General features: G+C 74.9%; 19 protein-coding genes and 1 pseudogene. 16 read left to right on the forward strand and 4 right to left on the reverse strand.

Translation table 11 applies throughout. The annotated features are described in order from the left end of the window. Positions 1–31: 31 nt before the first annotated feature. The 4 genes from MHY85_RS14985 to flgN are packed head-to-tail and all read right to left on the reverse strand — an operon-like array spanning position 32 to position 3333. Positions 32–457 carry a flagellar assembly protein FliW gene (locus tag MHY85_RS14985; RefSeq protein ID WP_239197679.1) on the reverse strand — a complete coding sequence of 142 codons (426 nt, stop codon included), beginning with the start codon at positions 455–457 and terminating at the stop codon, positions 32–34. Next, entirely contained in the window at positions 454–1359 is a 906-nt protein-coding gene (gene flgL, locus MHY85_RS14990; protein ID WP_239197681.1) for a flagellar hook-associated protein FlgL, read from the reverse strand. Before flgL ends, MHY85_RS14985 begins: the two co-directional genes overlap by 4 nt. Further along, positions 1356–2792 carry a flagellar hook-associated protein FlgK gene (gene flgK / locus MHY85_RS14995; protein WP_239197683.1) on the reverse strand — a complete coding sequence of 479 codons (1437 nt, stop codon included), beginning with the start codon at positions 2790–2792 and terminating at the stop codon, positions 1356–1358. The genes flgL and flgK overlap by 4 nt, the downstream gene beginning before the upstream one ends. 55 nt (positions 2793–2847) lie before the next feature. After that, positions 2848–3333: a flagellar export chaperone FlgN gene (flgN, locus tag MHY85_RS15000; protein ID WP_239197685.1), complete on the reverse strand. Its 486-nt coding sequence runs from the start codon at positions 3331–3333 to the stop codon at positions 2848–2850. Between the two features lie 377 nt (positions 3334–3710). Here flgN and MHY85_RS15005 point away from each other — a divergent pair, with 377 nt between their 5' ends. From MHY85_RS15005 to MHY85_RS15080, 16 genes and pseudogenes are all read left to right on the forward strand, one after another. Further along, complete coding sequence (locus tag MHY85_RS15005) at positions 3711–4586, forward strand: sigma-70 family RNA polymerase sigma factor (protein WP_239197687.1); 876 nt, start codon at positions 3711–3713, stop codon at positions 4584–4586. A 186-nt stretch (positions 4587–4772) separates the two neighbouring features. Continuing rightward, positions 4773–6326 (forward strand): glycosyltransferase family 2 protein, encoded by a 1554-nt coding sequence (locus tag MHY85_RS15010; RefSeq protein WP_239197689.1) that lies wholly within the window; start codon positions 4773–4775, stop codon positions 6324–6326. Between the two features lie 116 nt (positions 6327–6442). Continuing rightward, positions 6443–7618, forward strand: a complete 1176-nt coding sequence (locus tag MHY85_RS15015; RefSeq protein WP_166938452.1) for a flagellin — start codon at positions 6443–6445, stop codon at positions 7616–7618. Positions 7619–7809: 191 nt separating this feature from the next. Further along, positions 7810–9165, forward strand: a complete 1356-nt coding sequence (gene fliD / locus MHY85_RS15020) for a flagellar filament capping protein FliD (RefSeq protein WP_239197691.1) — start codon at positions 7810–7812, stop codon at positions 9163–9165. A 25-nt stretch (positions 9166–9190) separates the two neighbouring features. Next, a complete protein-coding gene (gene fliS, locus MHY85_RS15025) occupies positions 9191–9634 on the forward strand; it encodes a flagellar export chaperone FliS (protein ID WP_239197693.1) in 444 nt (147 codons plus the stop codon). Beyond that, entirely contained in the window at positions 9624–10064 is a 441-nt protein-coding gene (locus MHY85_RS15030) for a hypothetical protein (RefSeq protein ID WP_239197695.1), read from the forward strand. Before fliS ends, MHY85_RS15030 begins: the two co-directional genes overlap by 11 nt. 230 nt (positions 10065–10294) lie before the next feature. Beyond that, entirely contained in the window at positions 10295–10636 is a 342-nt protein-coding gene (locus MHY85_RS15035) for a flagellar basal body protein (protein WP_158372787.1), read from the forward strand. Continuing rightward, complete coding sequence (locus MHY85_RS15040) at positions 10636–11040, forward strand: flagellar basal body rod protein FlgC (RefSeq protein WP_158372749.1); 405 nt, start codon at positions 10636–10638, stop codon at positions 11038–11040. Before MHY85_RS15035 ends, MHY85_RS15040 begins: the two co-directional genes overlap by 1 nt. Beyond that, on the forward strand, positions 11037–11390 hold the full coding sequence (locus tag MHY85_RS15045) for a flagellar hook-basal body complex protein FliE (RefSeq protein ID WP_158372748.1): 354 nt from the start codon (positions 11037–11039) through the stop codon (positions 11388–11390). Before MHY85_RS15040 ends, MHY85_RS15045 begins: the two co-directional genes overlap by 4 nt. Beyond that, a complete protein-coding gene (fliF, locus tag MHY85_RS15050; RefSeq protein WP_239197697.1) occupies positions 11390–12988 on the forward strand; it encodes a flagellar basal-body MS-ring/collar protein FliF in 1599 nt (532 codons plus the stop codon). The genes MHY85_RS15045 and fliF overlap by 1 nt, the downstream gene beginning before the upstream one ends. Then, positions 12988–13995 carry a flagellar motor switch protein FliG gene (fliG, locus tag MHY85_RS15055; RefSeq protein WP_239197699.1) on the forward strand — a complete coding sequence of 336 codons (1008 nt, stop codon included), beginning with the start codon at positions 12988–12990 and terminating at the stop codon, positions 13993–13995. The genes fliF and fliG overlap by 1 nt, the downstream gene beginning before the upstream one ends. Further along, on the forward strand, positions 13985–14668 hold the full coding sequence (locus MHY85_RS15060) for a FliH/SctL family protein (RefSeq protein ID WP_239197701.1): 684 nt from the start codon (positions 13985–13987) through the stop codon (positions 14666–14668). The genes fliG and MHY85_RS15060 overlap by 11 nt, the downstream gene beginning before the upstream one ends. Beyond that, positions 14665–16104, forward strand: coding sequence for a FliI/YscN family ATPase (locus MHY85_RS15065; RefSeq protein ID WP_239197703.1), 1440 nt, complete (start codon positions 14665–14667; stop codon positions 16102–16104). Before MHY85_RS15060 ends, MHY85_RS15065 begins: the two co-directional genes overlap by 4 nt. Continuing rightward, on the forward strand, positions 16101–16547 hold the full coding sequence (locus tag MHY85_RS15070; protein WP_239197705.1) for a flagellar FliJ family protein: 447 nt from the start codon (positions 16101–16103) through the stop codon (positions 16545–16547). The genes MHY85_RS15065 and MHY85_RS15070 overlap by 4 nt, the downstream gene beginning before the upstream one ends. Beyond that, the gene (locus MHY85_RS21510; protein WP_239197707.1) at positions 16544–17374 is read left to right on the forward strand and encodes a C40 family peptidase; all 831 of its coding nucleotides are present in this window, start codon (positions 16544–16546) and stop codon (positions 17372–17374) included. The genes MHY85_RS15070 and MHY85_RS21510 overlap by 4 nt, the downstream gene beginning before the upstream one ends. Continuing rightward, positions 17371–17823, forward strand: a pseudogene (locus MHY85_RS15080) (hypothetical protein); the annotation flags it as partial. The gene MHY85_RS21510 and the pseudogene MHY85_RS15080, both read left to right, overlap by 4 nt.

Genomic DNA, 17823 nt, shown 5'->3' on the forward strand with positions numbered 1-17823 from the left:
AAGAGACAGTCCTCCCCGAGGACTGGCCGCGTCAGGCGGCCGGGGCGAGCGGCGCCCGCAGCGGCCAGTCCTCGGTGAGGACGGTCTGCACGGCGGCGCCGCTGGCGGGGTCGAGCACGAGCGGTGCCAGCAGGTTCGCGGTGGGCGGCTCGCCGCCGTCGGCCGGGCGCACGACGACGAGGCGCACGGCGTGCTCGGCGTCGGCGCCGATGGCGGCGAGCACGTCCCCGGCGATCGCCGGGTGGTAATCCGGGAAGAACGCGTCGGGGTCGACGACGAACAGCCGGACCGGGCGGGCGCCCGCGGGCTCGGCGCGCAGCGCGTACAGCACGCCGGCGTCGTCCAGGGGGGTGAGCGTGAAGTCCGCGTACCCGCTCAGGCCCGGCATGGGCGCGCGCAGGTGCAGGTGCTCGGGCAGGTGGGTGCGACGCGGGGCGTCGGCGAGCTCAGCGGTCATCGGAGGAAGTCCAGGAGGGTCGGCTGGAGGACCTTGGCGCCCGCGGCGAGGGCGCCCTTGTAGGCGACCTCCTGCGAGCCGAGGTCCAGGATGATCTGGGCGAGGTCGATGTCCTGCACCGCGCTGAGCCGCGTGGTCGCGGTCAGCCGGCTCTGGGCGATGAGGTCCTGCGCGGCGTCGATCTGGTTCTGCCGCGCGCCGACCGAGGCGATCTCGGTCGTCATCGCGTCGAGGTGGCCGTCGATCGCGGTCAGCTGGTCGGACGGGTCGCCGCCGGCGCGGAGCGTGGCGGAGATCGAGTCCAGCAGCGCGAAGACGGAGTCCGTGCCCTCGCCGAACACGGCGGCGCCGGAGGAGTCGACCCGGATCACGGTGCCGCTGGCGACGGTCCGGGTCACGGTGCCGTCGACGCCCGCGCCGGAGAACGCGTACGCAGTGGCCGGCGTCGAGCCGTCCGCGAACGCCGCGCCCGCGGTGGTGCCCGCGAACACCGAGCGTCCGAGGTAGGTGGTGTTGGCCTGGGCCAGCAGGTTGTCCCGCAGGCCCTCGATCTCCTGCGCGAGCGCGACCCGCGAGTTGATGCCCAGCGCGCCGTTGCCGCCCTGGACCGTGAGGTCCCGGGCCTTGCGGAGCGTCGACAGCGAGGTCGTGAGCGCGTCGTTGATCGTCGTGAGCCACGCCTCGCCGTCGGCGGCGTTGCGGTCGTACTGCGCCAGCTGCCGCTGCTCGCCCTGCAGGCGGAGCACGTCGGCGGTGCCGGACGGGTCGTCGGAGGCGGCGTTGATCTTCTTGCCCGACGACATCTGCGCCTGCAGGTCCGCCATCCGCTGCAGGTTGGCCTGCACGTTGTTGAGCGTCGAGTTCCGCACCGTGAAGTGCGTGACGCGGCCGATCGTGGTCATCGGCCCACCACCCCCGTCCGGTTGATCAGCGTGTCGAGCATCTCGTCGACGGCCGTGAGCACCCGGGCCGCCCCCTCGTAGGCCCGCTGGAAGGCGAGCATGTTCACGGTCTCCTCGTCGGTGTCGACGCTGGTCTGCGCGAGCTGCGCCGAGGCGGCGGTGGAGCGCGCGGCCTCGGCCACGGTCGCCCGGGACGAGGCGCTGGCCGACTGGACGCCGAGGTCGACGACGAAGGCGGACCAGGTCGCGTCGGCGCCGGAGGTGGACTTCGCGAGCGCGGCGATCTCCCGGCCGACGCTGCTGTCGTGCGCGCCCTTGCCGGCCCCGGCCACGGCGATGCCGTCGGGGTCGGTGATCGCGACGGCCAGGCTGCGCGCGGGGTCCGCGGGGTCGAACGTGAAGAACGCGCCGCCGGGGGTGCCGGTGCCGTAGCCGTCGACCGTGTAGCCCGTCGTGTGGATCGCGTTGACGGTGGTGGCGACCTTCGTGGCGACCTCGTCGATCGCGGCCGCGGCGCTGGTGAGCATCCCGCCGCTGCTCTGCGGGGCCAGGGTGGTGAGCAGGCCGGCGACGCGCCCGCCCTCGATGCCCGACGGGTTGCCGTTGCGCGCCCAGACGATCGAGACGGCCGGCGCGCCCGCGGCCATCGCGTCGCCCAGCGAGGCCGGGCTGTCGGGGGAGACGGCGAGCTGGTTGGCGGTGCTCCCGGAGACCAGGGCGTTGCCGGCGACCATGACGTCGACCGTGCCGTCGTCGCGGGTCCGCGCGGAGGCGCCGACCAGGCCGGACAGCTGCGTGACGAGCAGGTCGCGCTGGTCCATCAGCTCGTTCGCGGAGCCGCCCGCGTTGGTGATCGCGAGGATGCGCGTGTTGAGGTCGGCGACGTTGGCCGCCGTGGTGTTCACCTGGGTGACCAGGGCCGAGGTGGTGGTCAGCGCCTGCTGCCACTGGGTGCCGATGTCCTGGTGCATGGTCGACAGCCGGTCGGCGACGGCCTTGCCGCGCTGGAGCAGCACGGAGCGCGCCGAGTCGGAGGTCGGGTCGTTGACCACGTCGGACCAGGAGCTCCAGAAGCTCGACAGGTCCTTGGAGAAGCCCGTGGCGGTCGGCTCGCCGATCGTCGTCTCGAGCGTCTTGTACTCGGTGGCCACCGCGGCGAGCCGGGACGCGCCCGACGTCTCGTTGCGGACGCGGGCGTCGAGGAACGCGTCCCCGAGCCGGTCGATCCCGGTCACGGCGGTGCCGATGCCCACGCCGTTGCTGGTGGAGAACATCGACGGCACGGTGGCGGCCGGCAGGGAGGCCATCGCGGCGCGCTGCCGGGTGTACCCGACGGTGTTCGCGTTCGCGATGTTCTGCCCCGACACCTCCAGCGCCTGGCGCTGCGCGATCAGGGAGCTGAGGGCGGTGCCCAGTCCGGAGAAGGTGCTCAACGGATCCTCTTCCTCGGGTCGTCTCGGGTCGTCTCGTGCGGCCGGCTCGGCCTGGTCAGAAGGACTGGTCGATCAGCTGGGCGCTGCGGTCGGCGGGGGTCGCCGTGTGGCCCTGGGGGTCGTAGGTCTGCACCGACTCCTGCAGGGACATGAGCGTCTCCTGGGTCGCGCGGTGCGACATGGCGAGCAGCTCGCGGTTGCCGTCGGCCAGCTGGGCGATCTCGGTGGTGAGCTGCACGAAGGCGTCGCGGTGCGCGTGCAGCAGGTCGTCCCACGGGGTGGGGGCGTGCTCGGCGAGGGTCCGCAGCGTGGCGCCGGGCTCCAGGCCGAGCTCGAGGGCGACCGCGTCGGCCTCGGCGGAGCGGCCGAGCTCGGCGTCCCGGATCTGCTCCAGCACGGTCTCGACCTCCCGCGTGGCGTGGGCCAGCCACCGCGTGCGCCCGCTGGTGAGCACGAGCTGCTCCTCCTCGAGCTTGAACAGCAGCAGCTCGAGCAGGCGGCGCTCGGTCCACAGGACGTCGGACAGCTGGCTCAGGGCCATCGCGCGTGCCCTCCTTCGAAGCGGCGGTGGTGCGGTCGGGACGCCCGGCGCGGGGTGCCGGCCGCGGCGTGATGCCTGTCCTATCGGGACGGCCCCGGCGGTCCTGAGCGAAACCGGACACCTCGTGGCCACCCCCGCGTGCCGGCCCGGGACCGGTGAGTTGAACCGACTGGTCAGTCCGTGTATCCGACAGGACAGCGATGTCCCGAGTGTGACGTGCATCACAACTCCTCAGCCGCGCCTGGAACTATGTCGGCGGATGTCCGATTTGTCTTTCCGGTACGTCCGAAATGGTCGCGGAAGTCGCATAGATCGGGTCTCCATGAACTTCATGAGAAAGGCTCAAGGCGGGTTTCACCCCCGCCGAGAACCGGTTCGTGAACAGCTCTGCAGCCACCCCCGCCGCCGACGACCTCGTCGTCGCGCACATGCCGATCGTGGGGTACCACGTGAGCGAGGTCCTCTCCCGGGTCCCCGCCACCGTCAGCCGCGAGGACCTCGTGTCCGCCGGCCACCTCGCGCTGGTGCTCGCCGCCCGCGCGTACGACCCCGAGACGGGCGTCCCGTTCGCGCGGTACGCCGCGCTGCGCATCCGCGGCGCGCTGATCGACGAGCTGCGCTCGATGGACTGGGCGTCCCGCGGCGCCCGGCACCGCGCCCGCGAGCTGTCCGCCGCGAGCGACCGGCTGACCGCGACCCTGGGCCGCACGCCCACCCGCGAGGAGCTGGCGAACGCGCTCGGCACCGACCTCGCCGCCGTCGACCAGGCCCGCCAGGACGCCGAGCGGCGGGTGCTGTCGATGGACGCCACCGTGCACCCGGTCGCGGACCTGGTCCGCGACGAGGCGCCCGGCCCCGAGGACAACGTGCTCATCGGCGAGCGGCTGCGCTACCTGCGCGCCGCGGTCGACACGCTGCCCGACCGGCTGCGCACCGTCATCGAGGGGCTGTTCCTGCAGGACCGGTCCGTCGCCGAGCTGGCGGACGAGCTGGGCGTCACCCAGTCCCGGATCAGCCAGCTGCGCACCGAGGGCCTGGCCCTGATGCGCGACGGCCTGAACGCCAGCCTCGACCCGGAGATGGTCCCGGTCGCCGAGCGCCCGGACGGCGTCGCCGAGCGCCGCCGCCGCACGTACTTCGCCGCGGTCGCCTCGCGCGCCGCCATGTCCGCCGCCGGCCACCGCGCCGAGGAGGTCCGCTCCGTCCCGACCCCGTTCGAGGGCTCGGACCGCATCACCACCGCCGCGGTCTGAGACCGCGGCACCCCGCCGGCCGGTCGGCGGGGGGAGGAGCAGCACGTTCACGCACGTCCGAGGGCGTCGTCCGCAGCACGCGGGCGGCGCCCTCGCCGCGTCCCGGGGCCGCCGTGCGCCCCCGATCGCTCAGGAGCCGGGCGGGCGCGCCGATCGGCAGGGCAGTCACCCGACCGGAGGAACGTCATGCCCGCACGCCCCACCGTCTCCGCGGTCCTCATCGTCAAGGACGAGGAGGCCGTCCTCGACGACTGCCTCGCGGCGCTGTCCTGGGCCGACGAGGTCGTCGTGTACGACACCGGCTCCACCGACCGCACCCGGGAGATCGCCCGACGGCACACCGACCTCGTGGTCGACGGCTACTGGGACGACGACTTCGGTGCCGCGCGCGACCGGGCGCTGGCGCACGCGACCGGCGACTGGGTCCTGTCCGTCGACGCCGACGAGGTGGTGGCGGGCGACCCGGAGGCGTTCCGCGCGTCGCTCGGCCGGGACGGCGGCGTGGCGCACACGGTGCTGATCCGGAACCTGGGCGCGGGCCCGGCGCTGCCGCTCGGCCTCGGCGCGGCGGACACGGTGCTGGCGGGCTCGCGCGTGTTCCGCCGGGACCTGCACGCCTGGGCGGGCCGGCTGCACGAGCAGCCCGTCCTGCGCGCGACCGGCCGGCCCGCCCACCCGCAGCGCCCCGCCGCGGGCATCGAGCTGGTGCACAGCGGCTACCGCCCCGACGTCGTCGCGGAGAAGGGCAAGGGGCGCCGCAACGTCGAGCTCGCCCGCGAGCAGGTGGCGGCGGCGCGCGCTGCCGGCGACCCGGTCGCGCTGGAGCTGCACCGCGTCGACCTCGCGCGGTCGCTGCAGATGGTCGGCGACCACGCCGCGGCGCTGGCCGAGGCGGACGCGCTGGCGGCCGACGGCTTCGTCGCCCCCCGGCACGCGGTGCTGCTGGCCCGCTCCGTCTACCTCGCCGCCGTCGCGCTCGGCGACGCCGCGGCGGCGAACCGCTGGCTCGACGTGTGGGAGGAGTCCGACGACAACCCGGCGTTCGCGCTGGCGACCCGCGCGCAGGTCCTGGCCGAGCGCGGCGACGCCGCGGGGGCGCTCGCCGCGATCGACCGCATCCCGACCACGACCGTCAACGCCTACGGCGAGCGGGTCGACCGGGCCGGCCTGGTCACCACGGAGCTCTGGGCGCACGTGGTGACCGGCGACCGGCGGCGCGCGGTGCTCGCGGCGCTGGCCGCGATCGAGCACGGCGTCGCCCCCGGGGCGACCGCGGGCCTGCAGCGGCTGCTCACCGAGGACGAGTGCCGGCGCCTGCTCGCCGCGATGCCGGACGCGATGTGGCGGCAGTACGTGACGTGGTGCGCCATGGACGCGACCGCCGCGGCCCGGACCTTCCTGGGCTGGATGCGGGACGTCCGCCCGGGCGACCCGGCCGTGCTGGCCGGTGCCGCGCACCTCGCGCCGACCATGGCGCTCGAGGAGGCGGCCGAGTGGTCGGCGCACCTGCGCGGCGCCGGCCAGGCCGAGGCGTGCCCGCTGGTGCTCATCGCGCGCGACCCGCACGCCCACCCCCGCCAGCGCGCCGTCGCCGGCGCCCTCGCGTACAGCGCGTACGGCGACGAGCGCGGCCTGGCCGGGCTCGAGGACGCCCTGGCGCACGTGGACCCGGCCGACGAGGCCGAGGTCCTCGCCGAGCTGCAGATCGTCGCGCCCGGCCTGGTCGGCGCCGCGGTCTGAACCGACCTCGGACAAGTCGCGGGAAAAACTCCTCAGGGGTCGCGGCGCCCGTCCGATGTCCAGGGTGTGCCCACGGACGGGCCGCCCCTGAGCCCACTCACGGAGGAAGAACCATCATGGCTCTCTCGATCAACCAGAACATCGCGGCGCTGAACTCGTACCGCAACCTGTCCAACACGCAGAACGACCTGAGCAAGTCGCTCGAGAAGCTGTCGAGCGGCCTGCGCATCAACCGCGCGGCGGACGACGCTGCTGGTCTGGCGATCTCCGAGGGCCTGCGTGCCCAGATCGGCGGCACCAAGCAGGCCGTGCGCAACGCCCAGGACGGCATCTCCGTCGTCCAGACCGCTGAGGGCGCGCTCACCGAGACGCACTCCATCCTGCAGCGCATGCGGACCCTGTCCGTGCAGGCGGCGAACGACGGCGGCCTCTCGGAGACCGCCAAGGGCAACATCCAGGACGAGATGGACCAGCTCAAGACCGAGCTGACCCGCATCTCCGACACCACGCAGTTCAACGGCACCAAGCTGCTGGACGGCAACTACTCGGGCACGTTCCAGGTCGGCGCCAACACCTCCGACCAGGACAAGATCACCGTCGACCTCAAGCGCACCGGCGGCCTGTCCGCCACGGGCCTGGACGTCAACGGCATCGACGTGACCAAGGTCGCCAGCGACGCCAGCACGGCCGTCGTGACCAACGCCGTCGCCGGCACCGCCGGTTCGGTCGCCGTCACCGCGGACACCACCGACCTGGAGGCCCTGAAGGCGCTGAACGGCACCGTCACGGTCGGCTCCAAGTCGTTCGACCTGGCCTCGGTGGACTACGCCGGCGTCACCGACGCGGCCGGCGCCCTCGCGGCGATCACCGCGGCGGCGGCGAAGGTGTTCGGCACCTCCGTGACCGTGGCGGCCGCCGGCACCACCGGCGTGTCCTTCACGGGCGCCACCCCGGCCGCGACGGCCACCGCCTCCGAGGTCGCGGCGGCGTCCCCGGTCTTCAGCCAGAAGTCCGGCGCCACCGAGGCGATCGACAAGATCGACGCGGCGATCACCGACGTGTCGAAGGTCCGCTCGCAGCTCGGTGCGGTCCAGAACCGCTTCGACCACACCATCAACAACCTCAACGTGGCGGTCGAGAACCTGACCTCCTCGGAGAGCCGGATCCGCGACACCGACATGGCGTCCGAGATGGTCTCGTTCACCCGGGCGCAGATCCTCTCGCAGGCCGGCACGGCGATGCTCGCGCAGGCCAAGTCGATCCCGCAGAGCGTGCTCCAGCTCCTCCAGTGAGCCGTCCGGCTCCGGTCCCGGCCACCTCGCGGTGACGGGACCGGGGCCGGCGTCCCGCCGAGGACGCACGACCAGCAGGACCAGCACGACCGACGCGGGCGGTGGTGGACGCACCGTCCACCACCGCCCGCGTCGCATCTCGGCCCCGCCGAACCGGGGCGCCCGCAGGACCACCAGGAGGACAGGACCCGATGGCCGGCATCACCTTCAGCACCGGGCTGATCAGCAACTTCCCCACGGCAGACCTGATCGACTCGACCATCGCGCTGGAGGCCAACCAGCAGACGCTGCTCTCGAAGAAGAAGAGCACGATCTCGTCGCAGTCCACCGCGCTGCAGGCCCTCAACACCAAGGTCGCCTCCCTGACGGCGGCCGCGAAGGCCGCGGCGACCGCGTCGTCCTGGGAGGCCGTCAAGGCGAAGTCCTCCGCCGAGTCGGTCACCGCGACGACCACCTCCGAGGCGCGCCCGTCGAGCGTCTCGTTCCGCGTCGACTCGGTCGCGGCCTCGCAGTCGACGCTCTACACGCTGCCGACGGGCTACACGTCGGACACCCCGACCTTCACGCTCACCCGCGCGGACGGCGAGACCGTCTCCGTCACGGCGCTGAGCGACAACATCGGTGACATCGTCGCCGCCTTCAACGCCGAGGGCACGGGCGTCAAGGCGTCCGCCCTCAACGTCGGCACCGCCGCCGCGCCCGACTACCGGCTGCAGCTCACCGGCACCGAGACCGGCAAGGAGAACACGTTCAGCGTCGCCGTGGGCAACGCGGCCGACGGCGCCACCCTGGCGTCCAAGGAGATCCGCGCGGCCTCCGACGCCGAGATCGTGCTGTGGCCCGGCAGCGGCGCCGAGCAGAAGGTGACCTCGTCCAAGAACGTCTTCGAGAACCTCGTCACCGGCGTCAACGTCACGGTGACCGCGAAGACGACCGACCCGGTGACCGTCGACGTGACCCGGGACGACTCCAAGCTGTCCGCGCTGGCGCAGGCGCTGGTGAACAACCTGAACGCCGTGCTGGGCGACATCACGTCCTACTCGACGAGCAAGACCGGCACGAACGACGAGGGCACCGCGATCGTCACCGCGGGCCTGTTCTCCGGCAACGCGACGGTCCGCGGCCTGCAGCAGTCGCTGCTGGCCGCCGGGTCGAACAGCGCCAGCAACACGTCGCTGGCCGGCATCGGCATCTCGCTCGGCAAGGACGGCACCTTCACGTTCGACGCGGCGGCGTTCCAGACCGCGCTGACGAACGACCCCGACGCGGTGGGCAAGGCCGTCCAGGGCGTCGCCGGCTCGCTGCAGAAGATCGGCGAGGTCGCCTCCGACTCCGCCAAGGGCACGCTGACGCTGCAGGTGCAGAGCTACAACAGCGAGGTCAAGGACCTGACCGACCGCATCGCCGACTGGGACATCCGGCTGGAGGCGCGCCGCGCGTCGCTGACCACGATGTACGCGGCGATGGAGGTCCAGCTCTCGAACCTCAACTCCCAGTCCAGCTACCTGACCACCCAGCTCGCGCAGCTGACGGGGTCGTCCGACTGACCCCCACCCTGCTGAAAGGACCGCCGTGTACGACGCCCGGACCCGGTTCCTCGCCGACGCGGTCGCGACCGCGGGACCGGCGAAGCTCCTCACCATGCTGTACGACAGGCTGCTGCTCGACCTCGAGCGCGCGGAGGTCGCGCTGCGCGCGGGCGACCGCGCCACGGGCACCCAGCAGCTGGCCCACGCGCAGGAGATCGTCGCCGAGTTCATCGCGAACCTGAACGTGGCGGAGTGGGACGGCGGCGACCGCCTGCTGTCGGTCTACACGTTCCTGCTGTCCGAGATGATCGGCGCGAGCATGGCGGGCGACGCCGACCGCGCCGCCGCGTGCCGCGGTCTGGTCGCGCCGCTCGCCGACGCCTGGCGCGAGGCCGCGCAGACCGTCGCGAACGACGTCCCGACGCAGCGTCGCGCCCCCGCCTTCGACACGGCCGAGACCGGCACCGGGGTGCTCGGTGTCGGCTGACACGGCGGTCACGCCGGTGGAGCGCAGCACCCCCGGCACCGCGCTCGACGCGGACGCCCGCCCCGGGACGCCCTGCGGGCACGAGGCCCCCGACCACGGTCGCGCGGGGCGCGAGGCGGCCTGGGTGGCCGCGCTCACCGAGATGGAGCTCGGCGCGGAGCGGGCCGAGGAGCTGCTCGCCGGGGCGCAGCGCGCCGGCGACCCCGCGGTCGTCGACGTCGCGCTGACCGAACCCTGGCGCACCCCCCGCGGGCTGGGCCCGCTGCCCGCCTCCCTCGCCCCGCGCGCCGCCGCGCTGGTCGAGCGCCAGCGCGACCTCGCCCGCCGCACCGGCGACCAGCTCGCCGAGCACCGCCGCCGCCTGCGCACGGCCGACGGCCTGCGCACCCGCCCGGCCCCCGCCCCGGCCTACCTCGACGTCGAGGGCTGAGCCGCACCTGGGTGCCAGCACCCAGAATGCCGCGGGACATTCCGCGGCAAATTCGGACAACCCGTTCGAATCGCGTCCGCCGCGCGAGTGATCCGCGACATTTCTCGGGCGCACACCTCAGCAGGCGCCGCATCCCGCCGATGGGACGCGTGAGCACGGATCGCTCGCGCAGCAGGCCACGGACTAGGCCGACCAGGACCAACCTCGGGTGAGGGTGACCCTGCATGGGCATGTTCGACTCCGTCAGCTACGTCGCGATCAACAGCGCGCTCGACGGCCTGGCCGCGCGCCAGCGCGCCATCGCCGAGAACGTCGCGAACATCCAGACCCCGGGCTACCACGCCAAGAAGGTCCAGTTCGAGGACGCCCTGGCCCGCGCCGTCGCCGACGGCACCGGCGCCGCGTCCGCCACGACCGCGCGCTCCCTCGAGCCCACGCGCACCGACGGCAACAACGTCAACCTCGACTCCGAGACGCTGCTCAACGTCGACACGAACCTGCGCTACCAGCTGGCGACCCAGGCGGTCGACGGCACCTTCTCCAGCGTCCGCACGGCCATGAGGACCAACTGATGACGACCTTCGGGGCGATCGGCATCGCCAGCACCGGCATGACCGTCTACCGCAAGTGGATCGACGCGGTGAGCGACAACCTCGCCAACATGAACAACGCCACCGCGACGTCCGAGGCCGCCTACCAGGCCAAGTACGTCGTGGCCTCGGAGATCCCGACCGCGAACGGCGGCGGCGCGCAGGTGTCGGGCATCGCGCTCGGCCCCGCCGAGGGCCGCGTGGTCTACGAGCCCACGAACCCGCTCGCGGACGAGGACGGCTACGTCCGCTACCCCGAGGTCGACATGGCCTCCCAGATGACGCAGCTGATCATGGCGCAGCGCGGCTATCAGGCGAACGCGGCGGTCGTGGACCGCGCGAAGTCGTCCTACGAGGCGGCGCTGCAGATCGGGAGGACCTCGTGAGCATCCAGCCCGTCGGCGGCGTGTCCGGCGTGACCGCCACCTCCTACCTGTCCGAGCTGTCCGACGTCGCGGGCCTGCCCGGCCTCGGCGCCACCGGTGCCGCCGGCCCCGCGACCGGGACGGCCGGCGCCGACGGCGGGTTCGCCGCGGCGCTCGGCGCCGTCGACCACGTCCAGCAGCTCCAGTCCACGAGCAACGCGCTCGCCGTCCAGGCCGTCAGCGGCGACCTCGACGACGTGCACGACTACACCGTCGCGTCGTCCGAGGCCAAGCTCGCCCTCGAGCTCACCGCCGCCGTGCGCAACAAGGCCGTCGACGCGTTCACCGAGATCATGAGGATGCAGGCCTGATGCCCGCCCAGGTGAAGTCCCTGTTCGGCCGCATGAGCGGCGCGGTGAAGCAGTTCTCGCTCCCGCAGAAGACGTTCGCGATCATCGCGGTCGCCGCGATCCTGCTCGGCGGGTTCGCGATCTACTCCTGGGCCTCCAAGCCCACGCTGGCCCCGCTGTTCTCCGGCCTGTCCGCGACCGACGCCTCGGCCGTGGTCGACCAGCTGGCGGCCGAGGGCGTGTCCTACGAGCTCACCGACGGCGGCAGCACGGTGCTGGTGCCGCAGGCGAAGCTGTACGACATGCGGCTCAAGCTGGCCGCCGCCGGCCTGCCCGCGAACGCGGAGGGCGACGGGTACTCGCTGCTCGACGGGATGTCGATGACGTCCAGCGAGTTCCAGCAGCAGACGACCTACACCCGCGCCCTGGAGGGCGAGCTGGCCAAGACGGTCGGCGCCATGTCCGGCGTCGAGGCCGCGACGGTGAAGCTGGCGCTGCCGGAGGACTCGGTGTTCGTCTCGCAGCAGCAGGACCCGACGGCGTCGGTGTTCGTGCGCACGAAGACCGGCACCGAGCTGAGCACCGACCAGGTCGAGGCGATCGTGCACCTGGTGTCCGCGGGCATCGAGGGCATGAAGGCCACCGACGTGGCCGTCGTCGACTCCACCGGCAAGGTGCTCTCCGAGGTCGGCACCGGCCTGACCGGCGGCACCGGCGACGAGGCGACCTCCGCCTACGAGCAGCGCGTGACCAGCGCCGTGCAGGCGCTGCTGGACCAGGTGGTCGGCCCGGGCCGGTCCGCCGTGACCGTCACCGCCGCGCTCAACCAGGACCAGACGCAGCGCACCTCCGAGGAGTTCTCGGCGACCGAGGGCACCCCGCCGCTCGTGTCCTCGACGACGACCGAGGAGTACACCGGCGCGGGCTCCGGCACCGCCACCGGCGTGCTCGGCCCCGACAACATCGCGGTCCCCACCGGCGAGGGCGACGGCACCGGCTCGTACACGAACACGACCGAGGACGTCAGCAACGCGGTCAACAAGGTCACCGAGGTCACCACGGTCGCCCCGGGCACGGTGCAGAAGCAGTCGCTCGCCGTCGTCGTCGACCAGACCGCCGCGGCCGGCCTCGACCTCAACCAGCTCACCGCGACGCTGACCGCCGCCGCGGGCATCGACACCGCGCGCGGCGACACCATCGCCGTGCAGGCGATGGCGTTCGACACCACGGGCGCCGACGCGGCGGAGCAGGCCCTCGCGGCCGCCGACGCCCAGGCCGAGGCCGACCGCCGCGCCGACCTGCTCCGGCAGGCGGTGATCGCCGGCGCCCTGCTGCTGCTGGTGATCGTGGTCGCCGTCGTGCTCGCCCGCCGCTCCCGGCGCAGCAAGCGCGAGGCGCTGGACATCGGCGAGCTGCCCCTGATGGACGGCCCCGACCCGGCGGCCGAGCTCGAGGAGCTGCCGGAGATCCCGCCGGCCCTGCCCGGCCCCGCCGAGATCGACCCGGTCGCCGAGTCCCTCGCGGTCAAGCGCGCCGAGATCGCCGCGCTCGCCGACGAGCAGCCCGAGGAGGTCGCGGACCTCCTGCGCGGCTGGCTGACCCCCGCCGGGCGGCGCTGATGTCGACCGCCACGCTGACCGGCACCCAGAAGGCCGCCATGCTGCTGCTGCAGCTCGGCCGGGAGCGCGCCGCCAAGGTCATGTCCAAGCTCGAGACCGCCGAGATCGAGGAGCTCACGGCCGAGATCATGCGCCTCGAGCGCGTCGACGCGACGGTCGCGGACGAGGTCGTCGAGGAGTTCTACGCCGCCTCGGCCATCGGCCCGAGCGTGAACGGCGGCCTCGGCTACGCCACCCAGCTGCTGGAGGGCGCCCTCGGCCGCGACGAGGCCGCGGGCATGATCGAGCGCCTGCAGACCTCGATGGCCGGGCAGCCGTTCGAGTTCCTGCAGCACGCCGACGCCCGCCAGGTGCTGTCCCTGCTGAACGGGGAGCACCCGCAGGCCGTGGCCCTGGTGCTCGCGCACCTGCGGCCCGAGCACGCGTCCGCGATCCTGGCCGGCCTGCCGTCCGACCAGCAGTCCGAGGTCGCCCACCGCATCGCCCTGATGGAGCGGGCGTCCCCGGACGTCGTCGCGGTCATCGCGGAGTCCATGCAGCGCAAGGCCTCGACCGTGCTGACCCCCAACGAGCTGTCCGCCGTCGGCGGCGTGCAGCCGCTCGTCGAGATCATCAACCGCGCCGACCCGACCACGGAGAAGCTCATCCTCGAGGGGCTGCAGAGCCGCGACGAGGCGCTGGCCGACGAGGTGCGCAGCCGGATGTTCGTCTTCGGCGACATCGTGCTGCTCGAGGACCGCGCGATGCAGCTCGTGCTGCGCCAGGTCGAGACCAACGAGCTGTCGGTCGCCCTCAAGGGCGCGTCGCCCGAGGTGCGGGACAAGATCCTGCGCAACCTGTCCGAGCGCGCCCGCGAGAACCTCGAGGAGGAGATCGAGCTGCTCGGCCCGGTCCGCCTCTCGCAGGTCGAGGAGGCCCGCGCCGGCATCGTCCAGGCCATCCGCCGCCTGGAGGAGTCCGGCCAGATCGTGATCCGGCGCGAGGGCGAGGACGAGTATGTCTCCTGACCCGCGCACCTTCACCCAGGCGTTCGGCGGGTCCGCCGGGCTCGCGACGGCCGAGCCGTCGCGCGCCGAGGGGTACGCCGCCGGGTACGCGGCCGGCTACGCCGCCGGCGCCCGCGAGGCCGCCCGCGCCGCCGAGGCCGAGGCCGCCCGCGTCCAGCGGGAGCGCGCCGAGGCCGAGTCGCGGCGCGCCGCCGAGCACGCCGACGCGCTCGCCGTGCTGGCACGCAGCGCCCGGGCCGCTGCCGACCGCAGCGCCCCGGTGCTGGCGTCCGCCGAGCACGCGCTGCACGCCGCCGCGCTCGACCTGGCCGCGGCCGTGCTCGGCGCCGAGCTGTCCGACGCGCCGGCCTCCGCCGCCGCGGCGCTCGCGCGGGTCCGCGCGCTGGACCCGGCCCGCGAGGTGCACACGGTCCGGCTGCACCCGCGTGACCTCGCGGTGCTGCGCGCGGCGCTCGCGGGCGGGGCGACGGCGGGCGGGGCCGCGGCCGGCGGCGACGTCCTGGCCGGGCTGCCCGACCTGACCGGCGTGGAGCTCGTCGCCGACCCGGCGCTCGCGCCCGGCGACGCCGTGGGCGAGTTCCCCGACGGCTACCTCGACGCGCGCCTCGGTGCGGCGCTCGACCGCGCCCGGGTGGCCCTCGCCGCCGGCGCGGGGGAGGCCGGCGCCGCATGACCACGCCCACCGCCGCCGTGCTGCCGACCCCGCGCGCGGGGTCGACCGCCGGGTCCGCCGACGGGCCCGTCGCCGGGTCGGTCGCCGCCCCGGCGCCCGCCGCGGACGACGCCGCGCTGCTGCGCACCCCCGCGTGGGGCGCGGCGCTCGGTGCCGCACGGCCCGAGCGCGTCGGCACCGTCCGCGGCGTCGTCGGCCTGACCGTCGAGGTCGCCGGCACCGGCGCGGCCGTCGGCGAGCTCGTGTCGATCGACCCGGGCGACGGCACCGAGGTGCCCGCCGAGGTGGTCGCGACCGGCCGGGGCTCCGCGCAGGCGATGCCCCTCGGGCCGACGCACGGCCTGCGCGCCGGGATGCCGGTGCGCCCGCGCGGCACCGCGCTCACCGCGCCCGTCGGCCCCGGCCTGCTCGGCCGCGTGCTCGACGGCCTGGGCCGCCCCATCGACGGCCGCGGGCCGCTCGTGGGCGTCGGGCGCGCCGAGGTGACCGGGCACGCCCCGCACCCGCTGGCGCGCGCCCGCGTCGCGCAGCCGCTCGACCTCGGCGTGCGCGTGCTCGACACCCTCGTCACCGCGGGCCGCGGCCAGCGCCTGGGCCTGTTCGCCGGCTCCGGCGTCGGCAAGTCGTCCCTGCTGTCGATGATCGCCCGCGGCACCGACGCCCAGGTCTCCGTGATCGCCCTAGTCGGCGAGCGCGGCCGCGAGGTGCGGGAGTTCCTGGAGGACGACCTCGGCCCCGAGGGCCTGGCCCGCTCGGTCGTCGTCGTGGCGACCTCCGACGAGCCGCCGCTGGTCCGGCTCCGGTCGGCGTTCGTCGCCACCCGGATCGCCGAGTGGTTCCGCGACCGCGGCGACGACGTCGTGCTGATGATGGACTCGCTGACCCGCGTGGCCATGGCGCAGCGCGAGATCGGCCTGTCGGTCGGCGAGCCCCCGGCCACCCGCGGCTACCCGCCGAGCACCTTCGCCCTGCTCGCCCAGCTGCTGGAGCGCGCCGGCACCGGCGCGACCGGCTCGGTCACCGGCCTGTACACCGTGCTGGTGGACGGCGACGACCACAACGAGCCGATCGCCGACGCCGCCCGGTCCATCCTCGACGGCCACGTCGTGCTGGAGCGGTCGCTGGCCGTCGCCGGGCACTTCCCGTCCGTCGACGCGCTCGCCTCCATCTCCCGGGTCGCGTCCCGCGTGATCGGCCCCGAGCAGAAGGCCGTCGCCACCCGGCTGCGCCGCGTGATGGCCGCGCGCCGCCAGGCGCAGGACCTGCTCGACGTCGGCGCCTACGTCGCCGGGTCGAACCCGCTGGTGGACGCCGCCGTCGCGCACGGCGCCGCCATCGACGGCTTCCTGCGCCAGGGCATGGACGAGCGCGCGCCGTCGGCCGACTCGTGGGCCCGGCTCGCCGCGCTCGTCGCCGCGATGGGGGACCTGCCGTGAGCCGCGCGTTCCGCCTCGCCGGGCTGCTGCGCCTGCGGGCGCTCGCCGAGGAGCAGGCCGCCGCGCAGCGCGCGACCAGCGTCCGCGGGCGCGACGCCGCCGCGGCCCGCGCCGCCGCCACCGAGACCGCGCTCGGCTCGGCCGTGTTCCCCGAGGGGACCGACGCCCGCGGCGTGCAGGCCGTCGTCGCCAGCCGGCTCGCGCTGTCCGCGCTGCTGGTCGACCGCCGCGCCCAGGTCCTCGTGGCGCAGGACGAGGTCGACGCCGCCGACGCGGCGTGGTCCGCCGCCCGCACGCAGACCCGCACGCTCGAGAAGCTGCAGGAGAAGCACGAGGCCGCGGTCCGCGTCGAGGAGCAGCGGGCCGAGCAGGTCGTGCTCGACGAGGTCGCCGGGCGCCGCGCGGCGGTGCCCGCCGGGGCCGACCCGGAGGGGGTCCGGTGACCGGGGGAGTGGCGGCCGTCCAGGCCCGCATCGCGGAGATCCGCGCGTACGTCGAGCCCGCCACGGTGCCGGCAGCCGCCGCGACGTCGGCGGCGTCGGGGGCGTCCGCGTCCGCGTCGGGGGTGTCCGCCTCCGGCTCGGCCGCCGCGGGCACCGACTTCGCCGCCGCGCTCGCGCAGCTCACCGGCGCCGCCGGCGCCGACCTCGGCACGGTGCCCGCCCACGCGCTGTCCACGACGGTGACCGGCCAGGACCTGGTCGAGGCCGCGAAGAAGTACCTCGGCACGCCCTACGTCTGGGGCGGCGAGTCGCTCGCCGAGGGCGGCCTGGACTGCTCCGGGCTGGTGCTCCGCTCGCTCGCCGACCTGGGCATCACGTCGGGCGTGCCCCGGGTCGCCCGCGACCAGGCCACGCTCGGGGAGGCGGTCCCGTCCCTCGACCAGGCCCTCCCGGGCGACCTGGTCGTCCTGAACGGCGGCAAGCACATCGGCATCTACGTCGGCGACGGCCAGATGATCGACGCGCCGAAGCCCGGGAAGTCCGTGACGATCCGCGACGTGTACGCGGAGCCGACGACCATCCGCCGGATCCTGCCGCAGGCCGCCGCCACCGCGACGGCCGCGCCGGCGTCGGCCGCGCTGTCCTCCGCGCTCGCGAGCACCGCCGCCGGGCAGAACGCCCTCGCGCTGCTCACCGGCTCCGCCGGCGCGACCGCCGCGTCGGGCACGACCGGCTCGCTCACCCAGGCGCTCGGCGCCCTCGGCTCCGGCTCGGCCGGTGCCTCGACCTCGTCCCTGCTCACGTCCCTCTGGGGGGCCGCCTCGTGACCATCAGCACGCTTCCCGCCGCCCCGGCGCGCGCCGCCGGCGCCGCGTCGGCAGGCGCCACCGGGCGCACCGCGCCGACCGGGTTCGACGCGGTCCTGCAGGGCGCCCTCGCCGCGGGCCCGCAGGACCGGGCCGCGCAGCCCGACCGGTCCGCGCCGGACCGCGCGACGGCCGACCGGACCGCCGCGGGTCGGCCCGGCGCCGACCGGCCCGGCGCCGACCGCGCCGACCGCGCGGGCGCCGACCGCGCCGACCGCGCCGACCGGGCGCGCGGCGCGGACCGCACCGACCGCGGGCGCGAGAGCGCCCGCGCGGACCGCCCCGCCACGGACCGCGCCGCCGGCACCGCCGACGCCACGGACGCCGCCGACCCCGGCACCGCGACCGACCCGGCCGCCGCCGTGACCGTCGCCGACCCCGCGGCCGCCGCCCAGCCCGCCCCCGTGGTC

Origin of the sequence: Cellulomonas sp. ACRRI, from assembly GCF_022346185.1 — a bacterium.
In the GTDB taxonomy this organism is placed as follows: Bacteria; Actinomycetota; Actinomycetes; order Actinomycetales; family Cellulomonadaceae; genus Cellulomonas.